General features: G+C 71.1%; 26 protein-coding genes and 3 tRNA genes. 17 read left to right on the top strand and 12 right to left on the bottom strand.

What is annotated here, in order from left to right; translation table 11 throughout:
- Positions 1-10: 10 nt before the first annotated feature.
- The 5 genes from tuf to FHP08_RS14975 all read right to left on the bottom strand — a co-directional run bounded on the left by tuf (position 11) and on the right by FHP08_RS14975 (position 2,913).
- Entirely contained in the window at positions 11-1,201 is a 1,191-nt protein-coding gene (tuf, locus tag FHP08_RS14995) for an elongation factor Tu (RefSeq protein WP_147705300.1), read from the bottom strand.
- Positions 1,202-1,286: 85 nt separating this feature from the next.
- Positions 1,287-1,361 (bottom strand) — tRNA-Thr (locus FHP08_RS14990).
- A 45-nt stretch (positions 1,362-1,406) separates the two neighbouring features.
- Positions 1,407-1,480 (bottom strand) — tRNA-Gly (locus FHP08_RS14985).
- A gap of 118 nt (positions 1,481-1,598) precedes the next feature.
- Positions 1,599-1,684, bottom strand: a tRNA-Tyr gene (locus FHP08_RS14980).
- 80 nt (positions 1,685-1,764) lie between these two features.
- A complete protein-coding gene (locus FHP08_RS14975; protein ID WP_147705299.1) occupies positions 1,765-2,913 on the bottom strand; it encodes a mandelate racemase/muconate lactonizing enzyme family protein in 1,149 nt (382 codons plus the stop codon).
- Between the two features lie 125 nt (positions 2,914-3,038).
- On the opposite strand from FHP08_RS14975, the gene paaA reads away from it, so the two are divergent.
- Genes paaA through FHP08_RS14940 form a run of 7 tightly spaced genes read left to right on the top strand, consistent with a single transcriptional unit; the run spans position 3,039 to position 8,473 of the window.
- On the top strand, positions 3,039-4,055 hold the full coding sequence (paaA, locus tag FHP08_RS14970) for a 1,2-phenylacetyl-CoA epoxidase subunit PaaA (RefSeq protein ID WP_147705298.1): 1,017 nt from the start codon (positions 3,039-3,041) through the stop codon (positions 4,053-4,055).
- Positions 4,056-4,087: 32 nt separating this feature from the next.
- Positions 4,088-4,381: a 1,2-phenylacetyl-CoA epoxidase subunit PaaB gene (paaB, locus tag FHP08_RS14965; RefSeq protein ID WP_147705297.1), complete on the top strand. Its 294-nt coding sequence runs from the start codon at positions 4,088-4,090 to the stop codon at positions 4,379-4,381.
- Positions 4,382-4,395: 14 nt separating this feature from the next.
- The gene (gene paaC / locus FHP08_RS14960) at positions 4,396-5,184 is read left to right on the top strand and encodes a 1,2-phenylacetyl-CoA epoxidase subunit PaaC (RefSeq protein ID WP_147705296.1); all 789 of its coding nucleotides are present in this window, start codon (positions 4,396-4,398) and stop codon (positions 5,182-5,184) included.
- 5 nt (positions 5,185-5,189) lie between these two features.
- Positions 5,190-5,678 carry a 1,2-phenylacetyl-CoA epoxidase subunit PaaD gene (gene paaD, locus FHP08_RS14955; protein ID WP_147705408.1) on the top strand — a complete coding sequence of 163 codons (489 nt, stop codon included), beginning with the start codon at positions 5,190-5,192 and terminating at the stop codon, positions 5,676-5,678.
- 58 nt (positions 5,679-5,736) lie between these two features.
- The gene (gene paaE, locus FHP08_RS14950; protein ID WP_147705295.1) at positions 5,737-6,822 is read left to right on the top strand and encodes a 1,2-phenylacetyl-CoA epoxidase subunit PaaE; all 1,086 of its coding nucleotides are present in this window, start codon (positions 5,737-5,739) and stop codon (positions 6,820-6,822) included.
- Positions 6,823-6,848: 26 nt separating this feature from the next.
- Positions 6,849-7,517 carry a TetR/AcrR family transcriptional regulator gene (locus FHP08_RS14945; RefSeq protein WP_147705294.1) on the top strand — a complete coding sequence of 223 codons (669 nt, stop codon included), beginning with the start codon at positions 6,849-6,851 and terminating at the stop codon, positions 7,515-7,517.
- Complete coding sequence (locus FHP08_RS14940) at positions 7,514-8,473, top strand: MBL fold metallo-hydrolase (protein WP_147705293.1); 960 nt, start codon at positions 7,514-7,516, stop codon at positions 8,471-8,473. The genes FHP08_RS14945 and FHP08_RS14940 overlap by 4 nt, the downstream gene beginning before the upstream one ends.
- A 6-nt stretch (positions 8,474-8,479) precedes the next feature.
- Here the strand turns inward: FHP08_RS14940 and FHP08_RS14935 are convergent, their stop codons facing one another.
- On the bottom strand, positions 8,480-9,436 hold the full coding sequence (locus FHP08_RS14935; protein WP_147705292.1) for a LysR substrate-binding domain-containing protein: 957 nt from the start codon (positions 9,434-9,436) through the stop codon (positions 8,480-8,482).
- A 143-nt stretch (positions 9,437-9,579) separates the two neighbouring features.
- Between FHP08_RS14935 and FHP08_RS14930 the strand changes: the two genes are divergently transcribed.
- Positions 9,580-11,091, top strand: a complete 1,512-nt coding sequence (locus FHP08_RS14930; RefSeq protein WP_147705291.1) for an NADP-dependent isocitrate dehydrogenase — start codon at positions 9,580-9,582, stop codon at positions 11,089-11,091.
- 75 nt (positions 11,092-11,166) lie between these two features.
- On the opposite strand, the gene FHP08_RS14925 is transcribed toward FHP08_RS14930, so the two are convergent.
- Positions 11,167-12,102, bottom strand: a complete 936-nt coding sequence (locus FHP08_RS14925) for a LysR family transcriptional regulator (RefSeq protein ID WP_147705290.1) — start codon at positions 12,100-12,102, stop codon at positions 11,167-11,169.
- Between the two features lie 168 nt (positions 12,103-12,270).
- Between FHP08_RS14925 and FHP08_RS14920 the strand changes: the two genes are divergently transcribed.
- Together FHP08_RS14920 and FHP08_RS14915 are read left to right on the top strand one after the other, a co-directional pair.
- The gene (locus tag FHP08_RS14920; protein ID WP_147705289.1) at positions 12,271-12,648 is read left to right on the top strand and encodes a cupin domain-containing protein; all 378 of its coding nucleotides are present in this window, start codon (positions 12,271-12,273) and stop codon (positions 12,646-12,648) included.
- 67 nt (positions 12,649-12,715) lie between these two features.
- Positions 12,716-13,057 carry a DHCW motif cupin fold protein gene (locus FHP08_RS14915; protein ID WP_147705288.1) on the top strand — a complete coding sequence of 114 codons (342 nt, stop codon included), beginning with the start codon at positions 12,716-12,718 and terminating at the stop codon, positions 13,055-13,057.
- 40 nt (positions 13,058-13,097) lie between these two features.
- Here FHP08_RS14915 and FHP08_RS14910 read toward each other — a convergent pair whose 3' ends face one another.
- Entirely contained in the window at positions 13,098-13,616 is a 519-nt protein-coding gene (locus FHP08_RS14910) for an Lrp/AsnC family transcriptional regulator (protein WP_147705287.1), read from the bottom strand.
- A 199-nt stretch (positions 13,617-13,815) separates the two neighbouring features.
- On the opposite strand from FHP08_RS14910, the gene hppD reads away from it, so the two are divergent.
- Positions 13,816-14,913, top strand: coding sequence for a 4-hydroxyphenylpyruvate dioxygenase (hppD, locus tag FHP08_RS14905; RefSeq protein WP_147705286.1), 1,098 nt, complete (start codon positions 13,816-13,818; stop codon positions 14,911-14,913).
- Between the two features lie 112 nt (positions 14,914-15,025).
- Here hppD and FHP08_RS14900 read toward each other — a convergent pair whose 3' ends face one another.
- Together FHP08_RS14900 and FHP08_RS14895 are read right to left on the bottom strand one after the other, a co-directional pair.
- Positions 15,026-15,280: a glycine zipper 2TM domain-containing protein gene (locus FHP08_RS14900; protein ID WP_147705285.1), complete on the bottom strand. Its 255-nt coding sequence runs from the start codon at positions 15,278-15,280 to the stop codon at positions 15,026-15,028.
- A gap of 2 nt (positions 15,281-15,282) precedes the next feature.
- Positions 15,283-15,447: a DUF1328 domain-containing protein gene (locus FHP08_RS14895; protein ID WP_147705284.1), complete on the bottom strand. Its 165-nt coding sequence runs from the start codon at positions 15,445-15,447 to the stop codon at positions 15,283-15,285.
- A 262-nt stretch (positions 15,448-15,709) separates the two neighbouring features.
- On the opposite strand from FHP08_RS14895, the gene FHP08_RS14890 reads away from it, so the two are divergent.
- Positions 15,710-16,021 carry a BON domain-containing protein gene (locus FHP08_RS14890; protein ID WP_147705283.1) on the top strand — a complete coding sequence of 104 codons (312 nt, stop codon included), beginning with the start codon at positions 15,710-15,712 and terminating at the stop codon, positions 16,019-16,021.
- A gap of 44 nt (positions 16,022-16,065) precedes the next feature.
- Here the strand turns inward: FHP08_RS14890 and FHP08_RS14885 are convergent, their stop codons facing one another.
- Entirely contained in the window at positions 16,066-18,843 is a 2,778-nt protein-coding gene (locus tag FHP08_RS14885) for a hybrid sensor histidine kinase/response regulator (protein WP_147705282.1), read from the bottom strand.
- Between the two features lie 159 nt (positions 18,844-19,002).
- Here FHP08_RS14885 and FHP08_RS14880 point away from each other — a divergent pair, with 159 nt between their 5' ends.
- The 3 genes from FHP08_RS14880 to FHP08_RS14870 are packed head-to-tail and all read left to right on the top strand — an operon-like array spanning position 19,003 to position 22,066.
- Complete coding sequence (locus FHP08_RS14880; RefSeq protein ID WP_187272321.1) at positions 19,003-19,434, top strand: response regulator; 432 nt, start codon at positions 19,003-19,005, stop codon at positions 19,432-19,434.
- Positions 19,435-19,450: 16 nt separating this feature from the next.
- Positions 19,451-20,500 (top strand): response regulator, encoded by a 1,050-nt coding sequence (locus FHP08_RS14875; RefSeq protein ID WP_187272320.1) that lies wholly within the window; start codon positions 19,451-19,453, stop codon positions 20,498-20,500.
- Between the two features lie 42 nt (positions 20,501-20,542).
- On the top strand, positions 20,543-22,066 hold the full coding sequence (locus FHP08_RS14870; protein ID WP_147705279.1) for a sigma-54-dependent transcriptional regulator: 1,524 nt from the start codon (positions 20,543-20,545) through the stop codon (positions 22,064-22,066).
- Between the two features lie 36 nt (positions 22,067-22,102).
- Here the strand turns inward: FHP08_RS14870 and rpoN are convergent, their stop codons facing one another.
- Positions 22,103-23,416 carry an RNA polymerase factor sigma-54 gene (rpoN, locus tag FHP08_RS14865; protein ID WP_407704041.1) on the bottom strand — a complete coding sequence of 438 codons (1,314 nt, stop codon included), beginning with the start codon at positions 23,414-23,416 and terminating at the stop codon, positions 22,103-22,105.
- 373 nt (positions 23,417-23,789) lie between these two features.
- Here rpoN and FHP08_RS14860 point away from each other — a divergent pair, with 373 nt between their 5' ends.
- Both FHP08_RS14860 and FHP08_RS14855 read left to right on the top strand, forming a co-directional pair.
- Complete coding sequence (locus tag FHP08_RS14860) at positions 23,790-24,527, top strand: sulfite exporter TauE/SafE family protein (RefSeq protein ID WP_187272319.1); 738 nt, start codon at positions 23,790-23,792, stop codon at positions 24,525-24,527.
- A 76-nt stretch (positions 24,528-24,603) separates the two neighbouring features.
- Positions 24,604-25,200, top strand: coding sequence for a Uma2 family endonuclease (locus FHP08_RS14855; protein WP_147705276.1), 597 nt, complete (start codon positions 24,604-24,606; stop codon positions 25,198-25,200).
- Positions 25,201-25,203: the final 3 nt, after the last annotated feature.

Below are 25,203 nucleotides of genomic sequence, written 5' to 3'. Positions count from 1 at the left end.
TTCGCCTTGCTTACTCGATCACCTTGGCGACGACGCCGGCGCCGACGGTGCGACCGCCCTCGCGGATCGCGAAGCGCAGGCCCTGCTCCATCGCGATCGGAGCGATCAGCGTCACCACCATCTTCACGTTGTCGCCCGGCATCACCATCTCCACACCCTCGGGCAGCTGCACCGAGCCCGTCACGTCGGTCGTGCGGAAGTAAAACTGCGGACGGTAGTTGTTGAAGAACGGCGTGTGACGACCGCCCTCCTCCTTGCTCAGCACGTACACCTCGCACTCGAACTTCGTGTGCGGCGTGATCGATCCCGGCTTGGCCAGCACCTGGCCTCGCTCCACGTCCTCGCGCTTCGTGCCGCGCAGCAGCACCCCCACGTTGTCGCCCGCCTGACCCTGGTCCAGCAGCTTGCGGAACATCTCCACGCCCGTGCAGATCGTCTTCACCGTCGGCTTGATCCCGACGATCTCGATCTCCTCACCGACCTTGATCACCCCGCGCTCCACCCGGCCCGTCACCACCGTGCCACGGCCCGAAATCGAGAACACGTCCTCGATCGGCAGCAGGAACGCCCCGTCCACCGCACGCTCGGGCGTCGGAATGTACGTGTCCAGCGCCTCGGCCAGCGCCAGGATCGCCTGCTCCCCAATCTCGCCCTTGTCGCCTTCCAGCGCCTTCAGCGCCGAACCCTTGATGATCGGAACGTCGTCGCCCGGAAAATCGTACTTCGACAGCAGCTCCCGAACCTCCATCTCCACCAGCTCGAGCAGCTCCGCATCGTCCACCATGTCGCACTTGTTCATGAACACGATGATGTACGGCACCCCCACCTGCCGCGCCAGCAGAATGTGCTCGCGCGTCTGCGGCATCGGACCGTCGGCCGCCGACACCACCAGAATCGCCCCGTCCATCTGCGCCGCGCCCGTGATCATGTTCTTCACGTAGTCCGCGTGACCCGGGCAGTCCACGTGCGCATAGTGACGCTTCGCCGTCTCGTACTCCACGTGCGCCGTGTTGATCGTGATCCCGCGCGCCTTCTCTTCCGGCGCCGCGTCGATCTGGTCGTAGCCCTTCGCCTCGCCCCCAAACTTCGTCGACAGCACCGTCGTGATCGCCGCCGTCAGCGTCGTCTTGCCATGGTCAACGTGACCGATCGTCCCCACGTTCACGTGCGGCTTCGTACGCTCGAACTTTCCCTTAGCCATGCAAGACTCCCGATGCTAGATGGTGCCAGCCTGATGACGATGCGATCGCGCCGGGCCGACAGGCTTTCCCGGCGAATCCGAATTGTGGTGCCCATGGCGCGGATCGAACGCGCGACCTCTCCCTTACCAAGGGAGTGCTCTACCACTGAGCCACATGGGCGAAACCTGCAAAAGACCAGATCTCTCGATACCGCGCGGAGCCGGATGGAGCGGGTGAAGGGAATCGAACCCTCGTCGTAAGCTTGGAAGGCTTCTGCTCTACCATTGAGCTACACCCGCCCGGGCTGCCGCACCGCACTCCCCGGAACCCGGCAACCGACCGGCCATCCGCGCCCGCCGCGCGACCGACAAGCGGCGGCGACCGAGACCCGGACGCCCGGCGAACGCCGGAGAAACCTGGTGGAGGGGGTTGGATTCGAACCAACGTAGGCGTAAGCCAACAGATTTACAGTCTGCCCCCTTTAGCCACTCGGGCACCCCTCCAGGGAACCGCTGATTATGTCCCGGTTCCGCGAAGCTGTCAATTGGCGCCGAATCGTGCGCGGCATCGGCGCGAGGCGGGCTCAGCGAATCCGGAAGCGTTCCAGGGTCTCGACGCGCAGGGCGATGCCCAGGCCCGGGCCTTGCGGCACCGGCACGGCGCCGTCGGCCATTTCGATCGGCTCGGTCACCAGCTCGCGCCGGAAGGGGTGCGAAGAGCGGTCGTACTCGAGCACCGGCGGGCGCGCGAAGACCGAGTGATGGGCCACCGGCAAGGCCGCGATCAGGTGCAGCGAGGCAGCCTGCGCCACCGCCGAGCCCCAGACATGCGGGTTGACCTCGATCCCGTTGGCCTGGGCGAGCGCGACGATATGGCGGGCGGCGGTCAGCCCGCCGCAGGAGCCCACGTCGGGTTGGGCGATGTCGACCGCGTGGCGGCCGAGCAGCTCGCGGAAGCCGTGCAGCGTGTGCTCGTTCTCGCCGCCGGCGATCGGCGTGCGCAGGCGCGCCCGCAGTTCGCAGTAGCCGTCGATGTCCTCGGGCGCCACCGGCTCCTCGTACCAGCGCAGATCGAGCTCGTCGAGCGCGTAGCCCAGCCGCAGGGCCTCGGCCCGGCCGTAGGCGTGGTTGGTGTCGGCCATCAGCGTGACGCCGCGGCCCTCGATTGCCCGGGCGACCGCCCGGATCACGGCGATGTCGTCGTCCACACCGTAGCCGAGCTTGACCTTCATCAACCGGAAGCCGGCCTCGAAGTGCGCCAGCGCCTCGTCGGCCAGGCGGGGCGCCTCGCCCTGGCCGCGAAGGCGATAGAAGCCGGTCGCGTAGGGCTGGACCCGGTCCCGGAAGGCGCCGCCCAGCAGGCGGTGCACCGGCTCGCCGTAATGCTTGCCGGCCAGGTCCCACAGGGCGATGTCGACCGCGCTGATGGCCGCGATCACCGAGCCCTTGCGGCCGTAGTCGCGGGTCTGGTGGTACATCCGGTGCCAGAGGACCTCGGTGTCGAGCGGATTGGCACCCACCACCAGCGGGCGCAGCGCATGCTCGATGACCGCGGCGGCGATCTGCGGAGGCTCGAGCCCTTGCGCGAAGGCTTCGCCCCAGCCGGTCAGGCCGCCGTCCGTCACGACTTCGACCAGAGTCGCCGAGCGGCGGCCGACCCAGCCCTGGGAGAAGGCGAAGGGCGGGTCGAGCGGGCTCTGCAGCACATGCACGCGCAGGTCGGTGATTCTCATGAGAGGTTCCCTGTTAATTGACCGACCAGTCGGTCGGGATATAAAGTCCGGGGTGGAAGAGACCCGCCCGACGGGATCCTGCGGCCTTTGCGCACCGTGCCGCCCGCCACACTGGAGAACCCCCGATGTATACCCAGGCCATCGACCTGCCCGGCCAGCCCCCCAGGGAGCGCGCGGCTTCCGGCGCGAGCGACTCGCCGGCCGATCCGGCCCGACAGCAGGCCTTCGACTCGGCGATCGAGGCCGGCCGCAAGATCGAGCCGCAGGACTGGATGCCCGAAGCGTACCGTCGCACGCTGGTCCGGCAGATCTCGCAGCACGCGCACTCCGAGGTGGTCGGCATGCTCCCCGAGGGGAACTGGATCACCCGCGCGCCCAGCCTGCGCCGCAAGGCCATCCTGCTCGCCAAGGTCCAGGACGAGGGCGGGCACGGGCTCTACCTGTACTCGGCCGCGGAAACCCTGGGCGTCTCGCGCGACGAGCTGGTCGAGGCGCTCCTCTCCGGCAAGGCCAAGTACTCGTCGATCTTCAACTACCCGGCGCTGGGCTGGGCCGACATGGGCTGCATCGGCTGGCTGGTCGACGGCGCTGCGATCATGAACCAGATCCCGCTGTGCCGCTGCTCCTACGGCCCCTACGCCCGCGCCATGATCCGGATCTGCAAGGAGGAGTCCTTCCACCAGCGCCAGGGCTACGAGCTGATGCTCGCGCTGTGCCGAGGCACGGCCGCGCAGAAGGCGATGGCCCAGGAGGCGCTGGACCGCTGGTGGTGGCCGGTGGTGATGATGTTCGGGCCGAGCGACGCCGAGTCGGTGCACTCCGCGCAGACGATGAAGTGGGGGATCAAGCGCATCTCCAACGACGACCTGCGGCAGAAGTTCATCGATGCCACCGTGCCGCAGGCCGAGCTGCTGGGGCTGGAGATTCCCGACCCGCACCTGAAGTGGAACGCCGAGCGCGGCCACTACGACCACGGGCCGATCGACTGGAGCGAGTTCTGGCGCGTGGTCGACGGCGACGGCCCCTGCAATCGCGAGCGGCTGGAGACCCGCCGGCGCGCTCACGCCAACGGCGCCTGGGTGCGCGAGGCGGCGCTGGCGCATGCGCGCAAGCGCGCGCGGCGCGCCAGGCAGGCGGCCTGACACGCGGCACCCCGGGGAAAACGGAGCAGACGATGAGCGATCCGAGCAAGGAATGGCCGCTGTGGGAAGTGTTCATCCGCAGCAAGCAGGGCCTGGAGCACAAGCACTGCGGCAGCCTGCATGCGGCCGACGCGCAGCAGGCCCTGCGGATGGCGCGCGACGTGTACACGCGGCGCCAGGAAGGCGTGTCGATCTGGGTGGTGCCGTCGGCGGCGATCACCGCCTCGGCCCCCGAGGACAAGGAAGCCTTCTTCGACCCGATGGCCGACAAGGTCTACCGGCATCCGACCTTCTACGTGCTGCCCGACGAAGTCGGCCACATGTGAGGAGCCGTGGCGCGATGATCCCCCGCGAAAGACACGTCGAGTACCTCCTGCGGCTGGCCGACAGCCCGCTGGTGCTCTCGCACCGGCTGTCCGAGTGGTGCGGTCACGGGCCGGTGCTCGAGGAGGACCTCGCGCTGGCCAACATCGCGCTCGACCTGCTCGGCCAGGCGCGCCTGCTGTACCAGCACGCGGCGGCGCTGGCCGGCGGCGACGCCAGCGAGGATCGCTACGCCTATTTCCGAGGCGTGCCCGAGTTCCGCAACTTCACGATGCTGGAACTGCCCAACAGCGGCGTGGCCTCGGCGGGCGCGGCCGACCCCGACTACGCCTTCACCATCGTGCGCAACGCGATGTACTCGGCCTGGGCGCTCGAGCTCTGGGAACGGCTGTCGCGCTCCGCCGACGCCGGGCTGGCCGCGATCGCCGCCAAGTCGCTGAAGGAGGCCCGCTACCACCTCGAGCACGCCTCGGACTGGACGATCCGCTTCGGCGACGGCACCGACGCGTCGCACGCGCGCGCCCAGCGCGCGCTCGACTCGCTGGCGCCCTACGCGAACGAGTGGTTCGCGGCGGACGCGCTCGACGACGAGGCCGCCGCCAGCGGCCTGGGCGTGGATTGCGCGGCCCTGCGCGGGCCCTGGCTCGTCCGGATGCGCGCGCTGGCCGAAGAGGCCACGCTTCGCTGGCCCGAGGACAGCGCGTTCCTGAGCACCGGCAAGCGCGGCCTGCACGGCGAGCACCTGGGCTACCTGCTGGCCGAGATGCAGTCGCTCGCCCGCGCGCATCCGGAGGCGACCTGGTGAACGCCATGGCCGACCCCGCCGCGGCCGCCCGGCTCGAGACGATCCGCGCGATCGTCGGGGCGATCCCCGACCCCGAGATCCCGGTGGTCACCCTGGCCGACCTCGGCATCCTGCGCGACGTCCTGATCGACGACGGCGCGCCGCTGGTGCTGCTGACGCCGACCTACAGCGGCTGCCCGGCCACCGAGGCGATCGCCGCCCAGGCGCGCGAGGCGCTCGACGCGGCCGGCTTCGCCGACGCTCGCGTGCGCACCGTGCTGGCGCCGGCCTGGAGCACCGACTGGATCGGCGAGGACGCGCGCCGCAAGCTGCGCGACTTCGGCATCGCGCCGCCGGCCTGCTCGGCGGCCTGCGGCGCGCGCACGCCGCCCGCCTGCCCGCGCTGCGGCAGCGGCGAGGTCGAGCAGGTCAGCCGCTGGGGCTCGACCCCGTGCAAGGCGCACTACCGTTGCCTGGCCTGCCGCGAGCCCTTCGACTACTTCAAGCCGTACTGAGGCTGCGAACCCTGCCGAAGCCTGGAACCCCACCGACCCCGAGCCCGACGAGCCGACGATGACACCGCAGTTCCATTCGCTGAAGGTGCGCGAACGACGCGCCGAGACCGCCGACAGCCTGTCGATCGCCTTCGAGGTGCCCGAGGCGCTGCACGAGGCCTACCGTTTCCGGCCGGGGCAGTTCCTCACGCTGCGGGCCACGCTGGGCGAGGAGGAACTGCGGCGCTCCTACTCGATCTGCGTGCCGCTGCAGGACTACGAGCGCAGCGGCGAGCTGCGGGTCGCGGTCCGGCGCGTGCCGGGCGGGCGCTTCTCGAACTGGCTGGCCGACGCGGTGCGGCCCGGGCAGGCGCTCGACGTGATGACGCCCGACGGACGATTCGGCGTGCCGCTGCAACCGGAACGGTGTCGCCACCACGTGGGATTCGCCGGCGGCTCGGGCATCACGCCGATGATGTCGCTGATCGGCACGATCCTCGAGGCCGAGCCGGAGAGCCGCTTCACGCTGGTCTACGGCAACCGCGGCACGCCCACGATCATGTTCGTCGAGCAGCTCGAGGACCTGAAGAACCGCTACATGGAACGGCTGCGGCTCTACCACGTGCTGTCCGAGGAGCCGCACGAAGTCGAGCTCCTGAACGGCCTGCTCGACGAGGGCAAGTGCCGCGAGTTCCTCGACACGCTGATCCCCGCCGCCTCGATCGACGAGGCCTTCGTCTGCGGGCCCGACCCGATGATGAACGCGGCCGAGGCCGCGCTGCGCGGCGCCGGCCTGGATCCCGCGCGCATCCACGTCGAGCGCTTCGGCGTGCCGCTGCCGGCCGCCGGCTCGCTGAGGGCCGCCCCGGCCGACGACGCGCCGCGCGCCGAGGTCGAGCTGGTCGTCGACGGCAAGACCCGGCGCCTGAAGGTGCCCTTCGAGGGCGAGGCGATCCTGGACGCCGGGCTCGCCGCCGGCATGAACCTGCCCTATGCCTGCAAGGGCGGCGTGTGCTGCACCTGCCGCGCGCGCGTGCTGGAAGGCGAGGTCCGCATGGAGCGCAACTACACGCTCGAGCCGCACGAGATCGCGGCCGGCTTCGTGCTCACCTGCCAGTCGCACCCGGTCAGCGGGCGCGTGGTCATCAGCTACGACGAGCGCTGAGGCGCGCGCCGCACGAACGAGCGAAGATGTCCCGACCCCGAGCCGCCGACTACGACGCGCAGCGCGACCGGATCCTGGGCCGCGCGGTCCAGGCCTTCGCCGAGATCGGCTATCCGAGCGCCTCGATGGCCGCGCTCGCCGATGCCTGCGGCACCTCGAAAGCGGGGCTCTACCACTACTACCCGAGCAAGGAAGCGATCCTGTTCGACTCGCTTGACCGCTACACCGGCAGGCTGGAGGCGATCGTCGAATCGATCCGCGCGCGCGCGCTCGCGCCGCGCGACGAAGTCCGCGCGCTGGTCCGCGCCTTCCTGGCCGAGTACCGGCATTCCCGCGCGTATCATGTGGCCTTGCTGAACGACGTGAAGTTCCTCGACGAGCCGCTGCGCGAGCGCATTCGCGCGCGCGAGCGCGATATCGTCGAAGCCTTCGCGGACGCGCTGCAGCGAGGATGGCCGGCGCGCATGGCGGCCGGCAGCAGCAAGCCGCTGACCATGGCCCTGCTCGGCATGATCAACTTCACTTTCGCCTGGCTGCGCCCCGACGGCCCGATGACGCACGAGCAGTACGCCGAACTGGTCATCGCCCTGTGGGAGCGCGGGCTGGACGGCCTGCCCGGTAGCGCCGCGAGCCCGGGCGCTGCGCGGCCCGCGGCAGGCCCGATCGACGCAACGCAACAGGAGATCTCCGGATGAGCAAGCAATTCGCCTCGAAAGGCGACCTGGCCGAGAAGAAGACCACCTTCACGAAGCTGTCGGACAACGCCTATGCGTTCACCGCGGAAGGCGACCCGAACTCGGGCGTGATCATCGGCGACGACGCGGTCATGGTGATCGACACCACGGCCACGCCGGTCATGGCGCAGCAGCTGATCGGGCACATCCGCGAGGTCACCGACAAGCCGATCAAGTACGTGGTGCTGTCGCACTACCATGCGGTGCGCGTGCTCGGCGCCTCGGCCTACTTCGCCGAGGGCGCGACCGAGATCATCGCCTCGCGCGGCACCTGGGAGCTGATCGTGGAGCGCGGCGAGGCCGACATGAAGTCGGAGATCGAGCGCTTCCCGCGGCTCTTCCAGGCGGTGGAGTCGATCCCCGGCCTGACCTGGCCCACCATGGTCTTCGAGCGCGAGCTGACGCTGCACCTGGGCAAGCTCGAGGTGAAGCTGATGCACATCGGCCCCGGCCATACCAAGGGCGACACCATCGCCTGGATCCCGTCGCAGAAGATCTGCTTCTCGGGCGACCTGGTCGAGTACAACGCGGGCGTGTACACCGGCGACGCCCAGCTCGAGGAGTGGCCCGCCACGCTCGAGGCGCTGCGCGCGATGAAACCCGAGAAGCTGGTGCCCGGTCGCGGCCCGGCGCTCGAGAGCAACGCCGACGCCAACAAGGCGATCGACTACACCAGGAAGTGGGTCACCGACCTCTTCTCCACCGCGAAGGCCGGGGTGGCCGCAGGCAAACCGCTGAAGGACATCTTCGCGGACACGCGCAAGGTGATGGATCCGGTGTTCGGCAAGGTGTTCATCTACGAGCACTGCCTGCCTTTCGACGTGACGCGCGCGGTCGACGAGGCGCAGGGCATCAAGCACCCGCGGATCTGGACCGCGGAGCGCGACATCGAGATGTGGAAGTCGCTGCAGGACTGACGAGGCTCATGCGCGCGCCCCGCGCGGGGCGCGAAGCTCGCGCGCCGCGCTCAGGTGCTCGATGAAGCGCCGCGCCGCGATCGTCAGCGGCCGGTCGCGCCGCCACACCACCGACCAGCGCCGGCGCAGCGGGAAGCCGCTCACCTTCAGGATCTCGAGGCCCTCGGCCGTCGTTGCCGCGGCGCGGCCGACCGGCGGGCGCACCGCGACCATCGACAGCAAGGCGATGCCCAGGCCGGCGGCGACCGCGTGCTTGATCGCTTCGTTGCTGCCCAGGCTCATCGCGACCTTGGGCTCGAATCCGAGCTCGGCGAAGTGCCGCTCCGCGGCCATCCGGGTGCCGCTGCCGGGCTCGCGCATCAGCCAGCGCTCGCCCGCCAGCGAGGACAGCCGCAGGCGCCTGCCCGCCAGCCGATGCCCGGCCGGCGCGATCACCACGAGGGGATTGTCCAGGAAGGGCTGCCGATCGAGCGGCAGGTCTTCGGGTGGCATCATCATCACGGCCATGTCGTCGATCCCGCGCTGAAGCCGCGCGACCACGCCGTCCCGGTTCTCGACCGCGAACTCGATCTCCACCCCGGGATGGGCCGCGGCGAAAGGCCCGATCAGGTCCGGCACGAAGTACTCCGCCGTGGTGACCGCGGCGATCCTGAGGCTGCCCCGCACCAGCCCGTTCAGCTCCGCCAGCCGGGACTCGAACCGGCGCCAGCAGTCGTTCAGCTCGCCGGCCGTTTGCTGGAGCGCCTCGCCCGCCTGGGTGAGGCGGATGCCCCGACCCGCGCTCTCGAACAGCGGCTCGCCGACCGCGGCGGCCAGCTCGCGAAGCTGCACGCTGACGGTCGGCTGGGTGAGGTGGAGCTCCCGCGCCGCGCCGGTGACCGAGAGCAGGCGCGCGGTCGCCTCGAAGGCGCGCAGCTGCTGGGGGGTGACGCGAGACAGGCGGCGCGAGCGGTTTGAATGCATAGATATTTCTCTATGTATCGGATGAAAACAAAGTATTTTCCAATGGAGGGGCCGCTGTCTACAGTTCATGCATTCCAACCCGATGCGACACCCGAACCATGAAACGCGACGCGCTCCCCGCCCTCGACCCCCTTCAATCCGGCATGCCAGCCGTGCCGATCGCCGTGGCCTGGGGCGACGGCATCGGCCCCGAGATCATGGACGCCACGCTGCGCATCCTCGCGGCCGCCGGCGCGGACATCGCGCCGCAGCGCATCGACCTCGGCGAGGCGGTCTACCTGGCCGGCCACAGCGCGGGGATCGCGCCCGAGGCCTGGGACGTGCTGCGGGCGACCCGCGTGCTGCTGAAAGCGCCGGTCACGACCCCGTCGGGCGGCGGCTACAAGAGCCTGAACGTGACGTTGCGCAAGACGCTCGGGCTGTACGCCAACCTGAGGCCCTGCACCGCCTACGCGCCCTGGGTGCCCACGAATCACCCGGGGATGGACGTGGTGATCGTGCGCGAGAACGAAGAGGACCTGTACGCCGGCATCGAGCACCGCCAGACGGCCGAGGTCTACCAGTGCCTGAAGCTGGTCAGCCGGCCGGGCTGCGAGCGGGTCATCCGGCATGCCTTCGAGTACGCGCGTGCGAACGGCCGGCGCAAGGTCACCTGCATGGTGAAGGACAACATCATGAAGCTGACCGATGGCCTGTTCTACCGGGTCTTCGAGGAGATCGGCGCCGGCTACCCGGAGATCGACAAGGACAGGCTGATCGTCGACATCGGCGCGGCGCGCCTGGCGACCCGCCCCGAGCGCTTCGACGTGATCGTGACGCCCAACCTGTACGGCGACATCCTCAGCGACATCGCGGCCGAGGTCGCCGGCAGCGTGGGCCTGGCCGGCAGCGCGAACATCGGCACCGGCGCTGCGATGTTCGAGGCGATCCACGGCAGCGCGCCCGACATCGCCGGCCGCGACCTTGCGAACCCGAGCGGACTGCTGCAGGCGGCGGTGATGATGCTGGTGCACATCGGCCAGCCGCAGGTGGCGTCCAGGATCCGCAACGCCTGGCTGCGCACGCTCGAAGACGGCCTGCACACCGCCGACATGGCAGGCCCGGCGACCGTGCGCACACTGGGCACCGCGGCCTTCGCGCAGGCGGTGATCGAGCGGCTGGGCCAGCGCCCCGGTCAATTGCCCGTCTCCGAGCCCGGCGCGGGCGGCGGAGGCGGCCGTCGCGGCGCCGCGCAGTCCCAGTCCCAGTCCCAGCCCCAGGCCCAGGCCAGGCAGGACCCGCCGGGCGCCGCGCCAGCCGCGACGCCGCGGCCGACCAAGCGGCTGCTCGGCGTGGACGTCTTCGTCGACGCGCCCGGCATCGCGCCGGACGCGCTGGCGGCAGCGCTGGCCCCGGCCGCCGCCGAGTCGCCGATGGCGCTCACGATGATCACCAACCGCGGCGTCAAGGTCTGGCCCAATGGCGCCCCGGAGACGTTCTGCACCGACCACTGGCGCTGCCGCTTCCAGGCGGGGGAATCTCCCGAGGGCGTGGGTCACGTCGAGATCATCGACCTGCTGGCGCGGCTGGTCGCCGCCGGCATCGATCCGATCAAGACGGAGTACCTGTGCAGCTTCGACGGAGAGCCTGGATTCTCGCTCGGCCAGGGGCAGTGACGGCTCGGGGTGGCACGGCGCCGCCCAGATGCGCGCCGGCCCTCTCCAGGGCGAGCCCGCGGACAGCGCGGTCGTCTACGTCGGCTTTCGCTGCGCGCGCGGCCGCCGAGATCCGGCATCGTCGCCGCGCCCCAGCTCGTCCAGCGCGTCGAGCAGCACCCTGACCCTCGCGGGCACCAGTCGGTTGGCAGGCATCACTGCGTGGATGGGCATCGGGACGGGCCGGTTCCCGGCGAGCACCTCGACCAGCCTGCCCGCCGCGATCTCGTCGGCGGCCATGTAGTCCGGCACCTGCGCCAGGCCCAGTCCCAGGACGGCGGCCTGCACCATCGACTCGCCGTCGTTGAAGCGCACGCCCTGCGCCGTGTGGATCGCGATCGGCCGCCCGGCCTCGGTGAACTGGCGCGGGCGCTCTCGGCCTCGCCCGGGCAGCCGGAACAGGATCTGCCGATGGGCGGCCAGCTCGTCGAGGGACTTCGGCCCGCCCCGTTCCGCCAGGTAACCCGGCGAGGCGACCAGGATCAGCTGCTGCTGCCCGAAGCGCTTCGCCACCAGGGTGGAATCGTCGAGTTCGCCCACGCGGATCGCCAGGTCGAGGCGTTCGCGGACCAGGTCAGCATAGGCGTCGGACAGGCGCGCGTCGAGCGACAGGCGCGGGTACTTCCGGACCAGCCGCGCCAGTAGCGGGAGGATCACCTTGCGACCGTAGGTGATCGGCATGTCGATGCGCAGCGTGCCGGAGGGCTCGGCCCGCGTGCCGGCCGCCTCGGTCCGGAGTTCGTCGAGCTCCGCGAGCACCCGCTGGCAACGTTCGAAGAGGCGCTCGCCGTCTTCGGTCAGCGTGACCTGCCGGGTGGTGCGATGGAACAGTCTCAGCCCCAGCGAGGCCTCCAGCCTGCCGACCGCCTTGGCCAGCGTCGACGGCGCGGTGCCCAGCTCGCGGGCGGCGGCGGCGAAGCCGCCGTGCTTGGCGGTTTCCGAGAAGGCGAGCAGCGGTTGCAGGGCAAGCATCCGGAGACCTCAGTCAATTGACGAATGTTTGTCGTCAATCTTATTCCATCGCCGCCCATTCCCGGCCACCCGAGTCCGCGGAATACTGTTCCTGCCCGAGGCGCCGCGGGCAGCGGATTCCCGAACGAACGAAGGCCGCCGCTCCGGCAGGCCACGAAGGAGATAGCCATGTACGTTCTCGAACAGCAGCGCCCCGCCCCGGCGCCGATCCCTGGCCTCGCCCATGCCACCTGGGCCGGCCGCGACGAGGGCCTCTCCCAGCTTTCCGTCTGGCGACAGACGCTGGCGCCCGGCGCCGCGACGCCGCCCCACCGGCACGACTGCGACGAGGTCGTGCTGTGCCAGTCCGGCGGAGGCGAGCTGCACGTCGACGGCGAGGTCCATCGCTTCGGCCTCGGCACCACGCTGGTGCTGCCCAAGGGGCGGACTCACCAGATCTTCGCGACCGGCGCCGCCCCGCTGGAGATCCTCGGCATCTTCGGAAGTTCGCCGGTCGGCACCTTCCTGCCCGACGGCGAGGCGCTCGACCTGCCCTGGCGCAGCTGAGGCGACCCGCGGCCTGCGTCGCCGACCCGTGTAGGCTTCGTTCTCCGTCGAGACCGAGGCCTGCACGATGAAGCTGCGCGAGATTCCCTTCGGAACCACCGACTGGTCGACGATCGCGCCGACCGAGCACCCTGGCGATACCGGGGTCGCGCGCTGGCGCACGCAGCACTTCGGCCCGGCCGACGACCGGATCCGGGTGCGGATGGTCGAGTACGCGCCGGGCTACAGCGCCGATCACTGGTGCAGCAAGGGACATGTCCTGCTCTGCCTGGCGGGCGAGCTCGAGACCCTGCTGCAGGACGGCCGCCGCTTCGTGCTGAAGCCCGGAATGAGCTACCAGGTGGCCGACGGCGCCGAGCCGCATCGGTCCTCGACAGCGGTCGGCGCCACCCTGTTCATCGTCGACTGAGGCCACGCTCGTCACCGGCCCGCATCGGGCAGGCTCCGGTTCAGAGGTGATCCAGCGGCAGGGCGGTGGTGTCCTTGATCCGCTGCAGCGCGAAGCTCGAGCGCACGTCCATCACGCCCGGATGGCGCAGCAGCGTGTCCATCACGAAACGCGAGAAGTGCGCCAGGTCGCGCACGTAGACGCGCATCAGGTAATCGGAGTCGCCGGTCGTTGCGCAGCACTCGACCACCTCGGGCCAACGCTCGACGCTGTCGCGGAAGTCGTCGGCGGCGAAGCGGCCCCGCGTGGTGGCGCGCTTCTCGAGCTTCACGTTCACGTAGGCCATCAGCCCGAGCCCGACCCTGGTCGGGTCGAGCAGCGCGGCGTACTGCCGGATCACGCCGCTCTCCTCGAGCCTTCGCACCCGGCGCAGGCAGGGCGATGGCGACAGCGCGACCCGGTCTGCGAGCTCCTGGTTGCTGAGCCGGCCGTCGCGCTGCAGCTCGGCGAGGATGCGCAGGTCGGTGCGGTCGAGGGCAAGCAACGAGGCGGCCGACGACAGGTCGCGAATCGATGACATGAAATTGCTTCCTCTACCGGTCGTTCATGCGGATTATTGCTCGACAAGCTCCCTGGCGGGCATCTTTTGGCAGTTTCTGTCCCGACCGCCTGCCTAGAATCTTCGGTTTCGGCAGGCACTCCGGCGCGGCTTTCCGCGCACGCCCGCGCCATCCCGGCGCATCATTCACAACGAGCCTGTCCGACTCACGGAGGAAGCCATGACGCAGACCCAGGGCTGGGACAACCCCATGGGCACCGACGGATTCGAATTCATCGAGTACGCGGCGCCGGACCCCGCCGCGCTCGGAGCGGTGTTCGAGAAGATGGGCTTCACCGCGATCGCGCGGCACCGCCACAAGAACGTCACGCTGTACCGCCAGGGCGGCATCAACTTCATCATCAACGCCGAGCCCGACAGCTTCGCGCAGCGCTTCGCGCGGCTGCACGGCCCGTCGATCTGCGCGATCGCCTTCCGGGTGCAGGATGCCGCCAAGGCCTACCGGCGGGCGCTGGAGCTCGGCGCCTGGGGCTTCGACAACCGCAGCGGGCCGATGGAGCTGAACATCCCGGCGATCAAGGGCATCGGCGACAGCCTGATCTACCTGGTCGACCGCTGGCGCGGCAAGAACGGCGCGGCGCCCGGCAGCGTGGGCGACATCGACATCTACGACGTGGACTTCGAGCCGATCCCGGGCGCGCCGCTCGAGCCGGCCGGCCACGGCCTCACTTACATCGACCACCTCACGCACAACGTGCACCGGGGCCGGATGAAGGAGTGGGCAGAGTTCTACGAGCGCTTGTTCGAGTTCCGCGAGATCCGCTACTTCGACATCGAGGGCCAGGTCACCGGCGTGAAGTCCAAGGCGATGACCAGCCCCTGCGGCAAGATCCGGATCCCGATCAACGAGGAAGGCACCGAGAAGCCGGGCCAGATCCAGGAGTACCTGGACATGTACCGCGGCGAGGGCATCCAGCACATCGCCCTGGGCTCGACGGACCTCTACCGGACGGTGGACGCGCTGCGCGCCTCGGGCGTCAAGCTGCTCGACACGATCGACACCTACTACGAGCTGGTCGACAAACGGATGCCCGGCCACGGCGAGGACGTCGCCGAGCTGAAGAAGCGCAAGATCCTGATCGACGGCGCGCCGGGCGACCTGCTGCTGCAGATCTTCTCCGGGAACCAGCTCGGGCCGATCTTCTTCGAGTTCATCCAGCGCAAGGGGAACCAGGGCTTCGGCGAAGGCAACTTCAAGGCGCTGTTCGAGTCGATCGAGCTCGACCAGATGCGCCGGGGCGTGCTGCAGACGAACTGAGCCGGCACGAAAAACGCCCCGGCTGCCCGAAGGCAGCGGGGCAAGGGGGAGACGCAGGACGAAAGAGGAGCGAAGCGTGCGCGGTGCGGCCGCCCGCCGCGCCGCGCATGGGTCAATCGTTGCGCTTGCCGACCTCGCGGCCGATCACGCCGCCCACCGCCGCGCCGCCGACGGTGCCGAGGACGCCCCCGCCGACCGAGTTGCCGACCACGCCGCCGACGACGGCGCCCGCCGCCGTTCCCTTGTCGGCGCTGGACATGTTGTCCCAGGTGGCGCAGCCGCCGGCCATCAGTGCGATCGAGGCCGCGCCGGCCAGCGCGAGCGCACGAAGACCCTTCGGGCGAAGTTCAGTGTTGCGCGCATTCATGTTCATTTCCCCCTCACGAGGCCGACCACGAGGCTGACCACCGCGACAATCAGGAACAGGAAGAAGAGCACCTGCGCGATGCTCGCCGCGCCCGCTGCGATGCCGCCGAATCCGAACAGGGCGGCCACCAGGGCGATGATGAAGAAAACGACTGCGTAGTGAAGCATTGCTGTCCTCCTTGAGGGTGACGCCCTGGTTGCTGCAAGCCACGTGCCCGGCCCAAGGCCGGCCGGCGGGCGCCCGCCCTCGGCAAGACTTACCGGAGACGGGTCGCACGGCGACGGCTCGCGCCGCAACTTTTTCCGGCTTGCGGCCCGCCTGCTGCCGGGCACGAGGATTGCGGCGGGTTACCGGCGAGAGGCCGCGAACGCGGACCGGCTCGAATCCTGGAAACCCTGGGGCAATGTCCCCGCCAAGGAGGAAGAAGGAATGATCTCGACGAAACTCAAGGTGCTGACCGTCGGCGCCCTCATCGTGGCCGCTGCGGGCTGCTCGGTGATGCGCGGCCAGCAGACCACCGGCGCCTACCTCGACGACACGAACATCACGGCGAGCATCAAGAGCGCCTATGCCGCGGACCAGACCGTTGCGGCCACCGCGATCAGCGTGGAGACGCTGAACGGCACGGTCCAGCTGAGCGGCTTCGCGAAGTCGCAGGCCGAGAAGGATCGGGCGGCGGCGATTGCCCGCCAGACCAAGGGCGTGGTCGCAGTGAAGAACGACATCGTCGTCCGTCCCTGACGGAACCCGGTCTCGCCGGACCGGGACGCGGGGTACCGGTCCGGCTATGACGCGGGGCGCCGCCCGGGTGCCTCGCCGATCAGCCGCAACAGCCGCTCGAGCCTGACGGGCTTGGGCACCAGGTCGACGAAGCCGCGAGACGCGATCCGGGACCGGTCCGCCGCCCCGGCATGCGCGGTGATCGCGACCACCGGCAAGGGCTCGCCCGCATCGCCGCGCTGCGCCTCGAGCGCGCGCAGGTCATCGAGGAACTCGTAGCCGTCCCGCCCGGGCATCTCGATGTCGCACAGCACGATCGCCGGCCATTCCGTCTTCGGACGAGCAGCCAGCCAGGCCAGCGCCGCGTCGACGCTGTCGAACTCGATGACCGTGCAGCCTTCGTCCTGAAGCAGGCCCGCGACCGCCTCGCGCGCGTCGGCGTGGTCGTCGACGATCATGAGCTTGCGCTCTGGCGCCGGGCCGTCGAACGCGGCCAGCGGGAGCACGGCCGACGGCCGCGGCACGCTGCCGTCGAGGCGGGGCAGCGACACGGTGAAGCTTGCGCCGTGCCCCTCGCCTTCGCTGTGCGCCGAAACCTGCCCGCCGTGCAGCTCGACGATGTGCCGCACCAGGGCGAGCCCGAGCCCGAGCCCGCCATACCGGCGCCTGCTCGTCGTGTCGCCCTGTCTGAAGGGCTCGAACAGGCGACCAAGCATCGCCGGCTCGATGCCCTGCCCGTCGTCGGTCACCTCGATCACCTGCCTAGCGCCTTCGCGCCGCAGGCTCACCGCGATCCGGCCCGCGGCCGGCGTGAACTTCAGCGCATTGCCCAGCAGGTTGCCGACCACCTGCTGCAGCCGCAGCGAATCGCCAAGCACGAAGCTGCCGCGCGGCGCCGACGCTTCGAGCGTGACCCGCCGATCCCTCGCGACCTGCCGCTGCGACTCGCAGACCACGTCGACGATCTCGCCCAGGTCGACCGGCTCGCGATCGATCTGCAGCTTGCCTTGCTCGACGCGAGCCAGGTCCAGCAGGTCGTCGATCAGCAGGTTCTGCGACTCCGCATTGCGGCGGATCACGGCCAGCGCCCGCTGCAGGCTCTCGCCGCGGTCGCCGCGCCGCTCGACGACGCCCAGCCAGCCGAGGATCGCGTGAAGCGGGGTCCTGAGCTCGTGCGACACGATCGCGAGGAACCGGTCCTTGGACCGGTTGGCGGCCTCGGCCTCGAGCCTGGCGCGACGCTCCTCCTCCGCGGCCTCAGCGGTGGCCACCGCCGCCGCCGCCAGCAGCATCAGTTGCCGGACGATGGCCAGGTCCTCGGGACTGAAGTGCCGGCCCGCCTCGTGCGCCAGGTAGAGGTAGCCGCGCGGCGCGTCGTTCGCGACCCGGATCGGCACGGCCAGGACCTCTGGGCCGCCGCCGGGGCCCGGCCCAGGCCCGTCGCTCCAGGGCAGCAGGACCAGGCCGGGCAGTTCGGGCCTGGGCCACTTCTCGGCCGCAGCGACCAGTTCGGCCCGGCGCGCCTGCGTGAGCGGCCGGGCGACCTTCAGGCTGGGCGCCCCGCCCCCGGGCGCGCCCGGCACGAGCACCGCGCAGTCGCAATCGACCAGGCGCCGGGCCTGCTCGGCGAGATGGTCGAGCCGGGCGCCGGAATCGGGCAGGCCCCCGATGACGACACCCGCCTCGGCAAGCGCGCGCAAGCGCTCGTTGGCCGCCACCAGCTCCGCGGTGCGCTCGGCCACGCGCTGGTCGAGCGCCTCGTTGGCGCGCCGCAGCGCCTGGGTCATCGACAGCGCCAGCGCATGGGCGCGATCGCGCGTGGTGGCCATCGACCAGACCACGCCGAACAGCAGGAGGCTGATCAGCACGCCACCGGCCAGGTATTCCCACGGGCGGCGCCGCTCGAGGACGCTCGCCGCCCCGGCGCTCGGAAAGGCCTCCAGCTGCCAGCGCCGGCCTGCGAACTCGATCGGCACCCGCACCGGCGTCATGCCGGTCGTATGGGCGAAGTGCTCCGAAGCGTCCGCGAACAGCAGGCGGTCGGTGCCGTCCGGCGCGGCGTCGAGCAGACGCACCGCCAGGATGGCTTCGGCGCCCCGGTCGAGGCTGGCCATCAGGTCGCCCGGTCGGAACGGCGCGTAGACCCAGCCCAGCAACGCCCGTGAACGCGACTGCGTGCTGTCGATCGGCGCGCCGTGGCGATAGAGCGGCACGTAGAGCAGCACCGCCGCCCGAGGCGCATCGCCCGCGTCCTGCACCAGCGTGACCGGTCCGGTCAGCACCGCCTTGCCGCTGTCGCGCGAGGCCTGCATCGCTTCCCGGCGAACCGCATTGGAGGACATGTCGTAGCCGAGCGCGCGCAGGTTGATCGCGTCGAGAGGCTCGATGTAGACGATCGCGCTCTCGGCCTGCCGATCGGCCGCGGGCCACACCTTGAAGTCGGCGAATCCCTCGTCGCGCACCGAGCGTTCGAGGGCGCCCACCTGCTCCGGCGCGAGCCGCACCGCGAATGCGACGCCCTGGATGCCCGGATAGTCGGAATCCAGGGCCAGCGCGCTCACGTAGGCGCGCCACTGCCCGCGCGAGGGGTTGTCGGTGGCCGCGAACAGCGAGGCGCCCCCGCGCAGGGCGATCTCGTAGGCCACCAGCCGCTGCCGGATCTGCGCGGCGAGGGCGCCGGTTCGCTCGAGGATCAGTGCGTCGCGCCGCGCGGCCAGGCGCTGCGTCTCGGTGGTCCAGACCGCGGCGGTGACGACCAGGCCGAGCCCGAGCGCGAGCACGGCGATGGCCTTGCCCATGCGGCTGCTCGAGGCGATCCCGGAAATGCCGGTCGGATCCGTCAATGGGTGGCTCGAGTGGGTGGTTCGAGATGGGCGGTGGGCTTGCCGCGGGCCAGGACTGCCCGCGAGAGGGACCGATCGATTCTAACGCTCGCCTCCCCTGGCGCTCGCCGCCCGTGTCGCGGTTTGCGGGCCCGGTGCGAAGGCCGCAGAATGGCCGCCATGACCATCGACACCGCCGCCGCGCTGGTCCTCGTCGTCGACGACAGCGCCGACGCCGCGGAGAGCCTCGCGCTGGTGCTCGAGCTCGAGGGTTTCCGGACTCTGACCGCCCACGACGGCCGCTCGGCGCTCGATCGCATCGGACAGGAACGTCCCGACGCGGTGCTGCTCGACCTCGGCCTGCCCGACCTCGACGGCGTCGAAGTCGGCCGGCGGATCCGGGCGCTCGCCGATGGCGACGGCATCCTGATCGTCGCGCTCAGCGGGCATGGCGGGCAGGACGACCTCGCCGCAACCCGGGCGGCGGGCTTCGACGCGCACCTGGTCAAGCCGGTGGACCCGGGACGGATCGTGGCGCTGCTCGGCGCGCCCCGCGGGCCGGCAGCGGACCCGGGCACGCCGATTGCTGCCACCTGGAGCAAGACTCGCTGACCGGAAGCTTCGCCCCATGTCCTCGACCGCTCGCTCGGCCGTCGTCCTATACGACTCGCAGTTGCGCATCACGGGAATGAACCGCGCGGCGAGCCGCCTGCTCGGCGGACCGGAATGGATCGGGCGCCCGCTGCCCGATTGCCTCGCCGCGGCGGGGGCGCAGGCGGCCAATTCGCAGGCCGGGCGGCTGCCCGACCTGGCCGAGCATGCACGGGCCGGCATGAGCTTCATGCTCGGCATCGGGACCCGGGCGTGGCGGGCCGAGGTTTCGTCGCTGGATACGGGCCCGGCCTCGGAGCCTGGCGCCCCGCTCACGGCGCCCGGCGCGCTGGTGCTGCGCGAGGCGGGTGACGTCGACGACTACCGGGACCTGGCGCTGGAGACGCTCGATCCGCGCTCGGCGATCGCGCACGATCTGCGCACGCCGCTGAACGCGATGGCAGGCTGGCTGCATCTGCTGTCGTCGCCGCAGCCGCGCCCCCCCGAGGCCACCGCACGCGCGATCGAGGGACTGCGTCGTGCCGTCGAGCAGCAGCGAAAGCTGATCGAGGAGCGGCTGGACCGGCCCGCGCCCGCCGCGGCGGGCGATGCACCGGCCGCCAGGCCGGACGGCGCGAAGGCCAGGCCGGGCGGCGCGAAGGGAGGCGACGCGGACGGCGCGCCGGAGACTGGCCTGCGCGGCTGCTTCGTGCTCGCGGTGGACGACCACGCCGAACTGCTCGACATGCTCTCCGAGGTGCTCGCCGCCGACGGCGCGTCGGTCGTGACCACCGAGTCCGTCGACCAGGCGCTCGCGATCTATCCGCGCTGGGCCGCCGGCGGCGGAGAGCGCCTGCTCGTGTCGGACCTGGCGATGCCCGGGCGCGACGGCTTCTCGCTGATTCGCGAGATCCGGGCGCTCGAACGCGCGCAGGGGCTGCCGCGCCTGCCGGCGGTCGCCCTCTCGGCCCACGGGATGGCCGACGTTCGCCGGCGCGCGATCCTTAACGGCTTCGACCTCTTCGTCGACAAGCCCATCGATCCGCCGGCGATGCTCGAGCGCCTGCGCCGCCTGCTCGATCGCTGATCCGGCTCTGCTATGCTGGATCGCCACCGCGGACCCTGACACGTGCCTCACGCGCTGATCGTCGAAGACGACACCGATTCGGCCGGGATGCTGGCCGAGATCGTCGCGGCCGAAGGCTTCTCGACCGCCACCGCCGGCTCGCTGCTCGATGCCCGGCGACAGCTCGCGTTCCGCACGCCCGACATCGTCCTGCTCGACCTCACGCTGCCCGACGGCAACGGGATCGAGCTGTTCGACGCCGTCGACCGGCGCGACAGCGAAGTGGTGCTGATCACCGGGCAGGCCAGCGTCGAGACCTCGGTCCAGGCGCTGCGGCTGGGCGCGGCCGACTACCTGATCAAGCCGTTGAACGTCGACCGCCTGCGGGCGGTGCTGGCGCGCGCGGGCGCCGCCGGCGAGATGCGCGGGCAGCTCGGCGCCCAGCAGGACCTGGTCGAGACGGAAGGCCGTTTCGGACGGCTGTGGGGCCGCTCCGCGCCGATGCGCGAGGTCCATCGGAGAATCGCCCGGGTGGCGCCGACCGCGGTCACCGCGCTGATCACCGGCGAGAGCGGCACCGGCAAGGAACTCGTCGCGAACACGATCCACGATCTCTCGCGCCGCGCGAAAGGGCCCTTCCTCGCGGTGAACTGCGGAGCGATCTCGCCGCAGCTGATCGAGAGCGAGCTGTTCGGCCACGAGAAGGGGAGCTTCACCGGCGCGGTGCGTCAGCATCGCGGCTTCTTCGAACGCGCCGACGGCGGCACGCTGTTCCTCGACGAGGTCACCGAGATGCCCCTGGAGCTTCAGGTGAAGCTGCTGCGGGTACTCGAGACGGGCAGCTTCACGCCGGTCGGCGCCGATGAACCGGTGTCCGCCGACGCGCGCATCATCGCGGCCACCAACCGTTCGCCGCTCGAGGCGGTGGCCGAGGGCAGGCTTCGCGAGGACCTGTACTACCGGCTCGCGGTCTTCCCGATCGAGCTGCCGCCGCTGCGCGACCGGCGCGAAGACATCCCGCTGATCGCCAGGCACTTCCTGCAGGCGCTGAATGCGCGCGAGGGCGCCGCGAAGCGCTTCACCGACAGCGCGCTGCAACGACTCCAGCAGGCGCCCTGGCCGGGCAACGTTCGCGAGTTGCGCAACGCGGTGCACCGGGGATTCATCCTCGCCGAGGGCAGCACGATCGATGCCGCGGACCTTCCGCTCGATCCGCCCCAGCCCGCGCCCGATGCCCGTGCGCCGGGCGAGGCGACAACGGCGGGGGTGGCCTCAGCGCCGGCGATGACGGAAGCACCGGCGACGGCGAAAGCACTTGCGATGACGGAAACACCGGCGGTGGCCGGGACATCGGGCCTCGGCGCGCCGACGGCGGCGGTGCCGGCGCCCGCCGGCGAACTGCGCCTGCCGGTCGGCATCTCGATCGCCGAGGCCGAGCGGCGGCTGATCCTGGCCACCCTCGCGCAATGCGACGGCCACCGGGAACGCGCCGCCGAGATCCTCGGCATCAGCGCCAAGACGCTCTACAACCGCATGAAGAAATACCAGAGCGCGCCCGAAGGCGGGGCCGATCAGGGCCGCGGCTGACGGGGTCCGCCGAGCCCCGCGGCCCGACGGTCTCGCTCAGGCGGCCGCCAGCGCGTTCAGGCGCCGCGCCTCGAGCGGAGGGATGCCGATCGCGTCCCGGTACTTGGTCACCGTGCGCCGCGCCAGCTTCACCCCTCGCTGCGCGAGCTCGCGGGCCAGGCGGATGTCGGACAGCGGGCGCCGCGGATCCTCGGCCGCCACGATGTCGCGGATCAGCACCTGCACCGACTTCGGCGACATGCGGAAGCCGTCGTCGGTGGCCAGCCGGCTGCCGAAGAAGTGCTTGAACTCGACCGGCCCGCGCGGCGTGGCCATGTACTTGCCGGCCGTGACCCGCGAGATCGTGGACTCGTGCAGACCGGTGCGCGCGGCGACGTCGCGCAGGAACAGCGGCCGGATCGCGATGTCGCCGTGCTCGAACCAGCCCTGCTGCGCCGCGACGATCGCCTCGGCCACGCGGACGATCGTGTCGGCGCGCTGGCGCAGGCTGCGGATCAGCCAGCGCGCCTCGTTCAGGCGCGCGCCCATCGGCGTGTTCGACCAGCCGCGCGCGCCGCGGACCGCGGCCGCGCAGGCCCGGTCGATCCTGAGCTGCGGGCTCGCGTCCGGATTGGCGCTCACGACCCAGCGGCCCGCCCGTTGCCGGACGATCACCTCGGGCACGAGGTAGCGCGCCTCATCGGCAGCAAAGGCCTGCGCGGGGCGCGGCGCGAGGCTGCGCAGCAGCGCCCGCGCGGCGCCCAGCTCCGCCTCGTCGCAGCCCAGCCGGCGCGTCAGGGCAGCCACGTCGTTGGCGGCCAGCAGCTCGAGGCATTCTTCGGCGATGCGCAGCGCAAGCGCGCGGGCGGGCTCGTCCTGCGCAAGACGGCGCAGCTGCAAGGCCAGGCATTCGGCGACCGAACGGGCGCCGACTCCGGCGGGGTCGAGGCTCTGCACGAAGCGAAGCGCGAGGCCGAAGGCCTGCTCGAAGGCCGCCGGCGCGAGCAGCGGAAGGGCGGTATCCCCTTCGGCGTGGCGCGGCGCGCGCGCCAGCGCGGCCAGGATCTCGGCGGGATCGTCGCGCAGGTAGCCGTCCTCGTCGAGGGCCTCGACCACGACCCTGGCCATCGCGGCATCGTGCGCGGACAGCGCGCTGACCGCGACCTGCTGGAGCAGGTGCTCGTGCAAGGACACCGCCGCCGGCGTCGACGCTTCGCCGTCGTCGTCCGGGACCGCGCCGCCGGACCGCGCTTCCGACCACGGGCCGACCGGCCGCTCGTCGCAGGTCTCTTCCGGCCGCTCCAGCAGCGGATTGTCCGCGAGCAGCGCGGCGACCTCCTGCTCGAGTTCGAGCGCCGACATCTGCAGCATCTTCAGCCCGTGCTGCATCCGGGCCGACATGGCGGCGCCCTGGCTGGCCTGCAAATGGATGGCTGCGTTCGGCATTCGATCTCCCCGATTGGTGTGACGACCGAGGAGAAAGCAAGCGCCGGGCCAGTCGGGACCGGCAGGCGCCGCGCCTTGCGGGATCAGGCACTTGCGCGCCCTGCCGGGCGCCAGGCCTTCCGCGAGCCGGGGCGCGCCCGATCGACAGCCGGAAAAAGTTCCCGGTTTCGGCAGGATTTACCGGTCGCCGCGCGCAGTTCCGGACCGGCCCGGCGGCCCTGCGCGGGTAACATGCCCGCCGGCGACGGGGGCGCGCGGCCCGCCGCCGCGGGACGCTGCGCCGCGCGAGGACACCCACTTGCCCTCGATCGAATTCCTCGCGACGCTGGCGGTGATCGCCGCCGGCTACACGGTGCTCGGCGTCACCGGCTTCGGCTCGGCCCTGCTGATCGTGCCCGTGCTCGCCCACTGGCTCCCGCTGGCCGAGGTCGTGCCGGCGATCTTGCTGCTCGACGTGTTCGCCTGCGTGCTGCTCGGTGCGCTGTCGTTTCGCAGCGTGGCCTGGCGCGAGCTCGCGGCGCTCGTGCCCGGGATGCTCGCGGGCGCGGCGTTCGGCGTGATCCTGCCGTCGCACGTGCCCGCGTCGCTGCTGCTCGGCGTGCTCGGGACGCTGATCCTGCTGTTCGCGCTGCGCGGCCTACTGCTCGCGCGGCTGCCGGTGCTGGCCACGCGCCGGCTCGCGGCGCCTGCCGGGCTGGCAGCGGGCATGATCGAGACCCTGTTCGGGGTGGCCGGCCCGGTCGTCGTGATGTACCTGGGCGGCCGGCTCGGCGATCCGGTCGTGATGCGGCCGACGATCGCGGTGGCCATCGTGGCGGCCTCGACCACCGCGCTGGTGGCGATCGGAACCCATTCCCCGATGCCCTCCGGCGACTGGATCGCGCTGCTCGGCGCGGGCGCGGCCATTGTCCCGGTCGCGCTGTGGGCCGGAGGCCGCATTGCCCGGCGGCTGCGCCCGGCGGCGGTGGTCCGGCTCATCCACCTGCTGCTGCTCGCGAGCGGCGGCAGCCTGCTCGCGCGGGCGCTGGCGATGTAGGCCTTCTGGCCTACGACATCACTGTCGGCCTTCTGGTCGATGGCGCCGCGCGCTAGACTCGAGCAGTCTTCGATCGATGCAGACCCATCCGATGAACCGCCCAGAGCTTCCCAGGCGCCGCAGGCTCACCGTGCGCGACTACGAGCGCATGGGCGAGGCGGGCATCTTCCCGCCCGAGGCGCGGGTCGAGCTGCTCGATGGAGACCTGATCGAAATGCCGCCGATGGGCCAGCCGCATGCCGGCATCCTGCTCCAACTGACCCGCCTGTTGGTCCTGCGCGCCGAGGGCCACGCGCGGGTCGCCACGCAGCTGCCGCTGTCGCTGCCGCCCTGGTCGATGCCCGAGCCGGACTTCGTGCTGTTGCGGCTGCGCGCCGACGACTACCGCCGCGAGCGCGCCAGTGCGCAGGACGTGCTGGTCGCCATCGAGGTCGCCGACAGCTCGCTGCGCTATGACCTGATCCGCAAGGCCCGGGTCTATGCCGCCAACGGCCTGCCCGAGTACTGGGTCATCGAAGCCACCGCGCGGCGCCTGCACCGTTTCGTCGACCCGCGGCCGGCCGATGGGCTCTGGGGCCGCACCGAGATCCTCGAGGCCCCGTTCACCGTGTCGCCGAATGCGCCGCCGCAACTGGCGCTGGCCTCGGACGAGATCTGGCCGCCGGCAGACTGATCG

Origin of the sequence: Zeimonas arvi, from assembly GCF_008039575.1 — a bacterium.
Taxonomy (GTDB): Bacteria; Pseudomonadota; Gammaproteobacteria; order Burkholderiales; family Burkholderiaceae_E; genus Zeimonas; species Zeimonas arvi.
The sequence above is the reverse complement of the archived record's forward strand: the minus strand, read 5'-3'. Positions and strand labels throughout refer to the sequence as shown.

What these genes read in the sequence shown, in the direction of transcription:
- FHP08_RS14930 (WP_147705291.1), top strand. Translation starts at nt 9,580, where the DNA reads ATGCCAGCCGTGCCGATCGCCGTGGCCTGGGGCGACGGCATCGGCCCC.
- paaD (WP_147705408.1), top strand. Translation starts at nt 5,190, where the DNA reads ATGGCCGACCCCGCCGCGGCCGCCCGGCTCGAGACGATCCGCGCGATC.
- paaC (WP_147705296.1), top strand. Translation starts at nt 4,396, where the DNA reads ATGATCCCCCGCGAAAGACACGTCGAGTACCTCCTGCGGCTGGCCGAC.
- FHP08_RS14890 (WP_147705283.1), top strand. Translation starts at nt 15,710, where the DNA reads ATGATCTCGACGAAACTCAAGGTGCTGACCGTCGGCGCCCTCATCGTG.
- paaA (WP_147705298.1), top strand. Translation starts at nt 3,039, where the DNA reads ATGTATACCCAGGCCATCGACCTGCCCGGCCAGCCCCCCAGGGAGCGC.
- FHP08_RS14925 (WP_147705290.1), bottom strand. Translation starts at nt 12,102, where the DNA reads ATGCTTGCCCTGCAACCGCTGCTCGCCTTCTCGGAAACCGCCAAGCAC.
- FHP08_RS14945 (WP_147705294.1), top strand. Translation starts at nt 6,849, where the DNA reads ATGTCCCGACCCCGAGCCGCCGACTACGACGCGCAGCGCGACCGGATC.
- paaB (WP_147705297.1), top strand. Translation starts at nt 4,088, where the DNA reads ATGAGCGATCCGAGCAAGGAATGGCCGCTGTGGGAAGTGTTCATCCGC.
- FHP08_RS14940 (WP_147705293.1), top strand. Translation starts at nt 7,514, where the DNA reads ATGAGCAAGCAATTCGCCTCGAAAGGCGACCTGGCCGAGAAGAAGACC.
- FHP08_RS14910 (WP_147705287.1), bottom strand. Translation starts at nt 13,616, where the DNA reads ATGTCATCGATTCGCGACCTGTCGTCGGCCGCCTCGTTGCTTGCCCTC.
- FHP08_RS14895 (WP_147705284.1), bottom strand. Translation starts at nt 15,447, where the DNA reads ATGCTTCACTACGCAGTCGTTTTCTTCATCATCGCCCTGGTGGCCGCC.
- hppD (WP_147705286.1), top strand. Translation starts at nt 13,816, where the DNA reads ATGACGCAGACCCAGGGCTGGGACAACCCCATGGGCACCGACGGATTC.
- FHP08_RS14880 (WP_187272321.1), top strand. Translation starts at nt 19,003, where the DNA reads ATGACCATCGACACCGCCGCCGCGCTGGTCCTCGTCGTCGACGACAGC.
- FHP08_RS14900 (WP_147705285.1), bottom strand. Translation starts at nt 15,280, where the DNA reads ATGAATGCGCGCAACACTGAACTTCGCCCGAAGGGTCTTCGTGCGCTC.
- FHP08_RS14915 (WP_147705288.1), top strand. Translation starts at nt 12,716, where the DNA reads ATGAAGCTGCGCGAGATTCCCTTCGGAACCACCGACTGGTCGACGATC.
- FHP08_RS14875 (WP_187272320.1), top strand. Translation starts at nt 19,451, where the DNA reads ATGTCCTCGACCGCTCGCTCGGCCGTCGTCCTATACGACTCGCAGTTG.
- FHP08_RS14935 (WP_147705292.1), bottom strand. Translation starts at nt 9,436, where the DNA reads ATGCATTCAAACCGCTCGCGCCGCCTGTCTCGCGTCACCCCCCAGCAG.
- FHP08_RS14975 (WP_147705299.1), bottom strand. Translation starts at nt 2,913, where the DNA reads ATGAGAATCACCGACCTGCGCGTGCATGTGCTGCAGAGCCCGCTCGAC.
- FHP08_RS14920 (WP_147705289.1), top strand. Translation starts at nt 12,271, where the DNA reads ATGTACGTTCTCGAACAGCAGCGCCCCGCCCCGGCGCCGATCCCTGGC.
- FHP08_RS14855 (WP_147705276.1), top strand. Translation starts at nt 24,604, where the DNA reads ATGCAGACCCATCCGATGAACCGCCCAGAGCTTCCCAGGCGCCGCAGG.
- tuf (WP_147705300.1), bottom strand. Translation starts at nt 1,201, where the DNA reads ATGGCTAAGGGAAAGTTCGAGCGTACGAAGCCGCACGTGAACGTGGGG.
- rpoN (WP_407704041.1), bottom strand. Translation starts at nt 23,416, where the DNA reads ATGCTGCAGATGTCGGCGCTCGAACTCGAGCAGGAGGTCGCCGCGCTG.
- paaE (WP_147705295.1), top strand. Translation starts at nt 5,737, where the DNA reads ATGACACCGCAGTTCCATTCGCTGAAGGTGCGCGAACGACGCGCCGAG.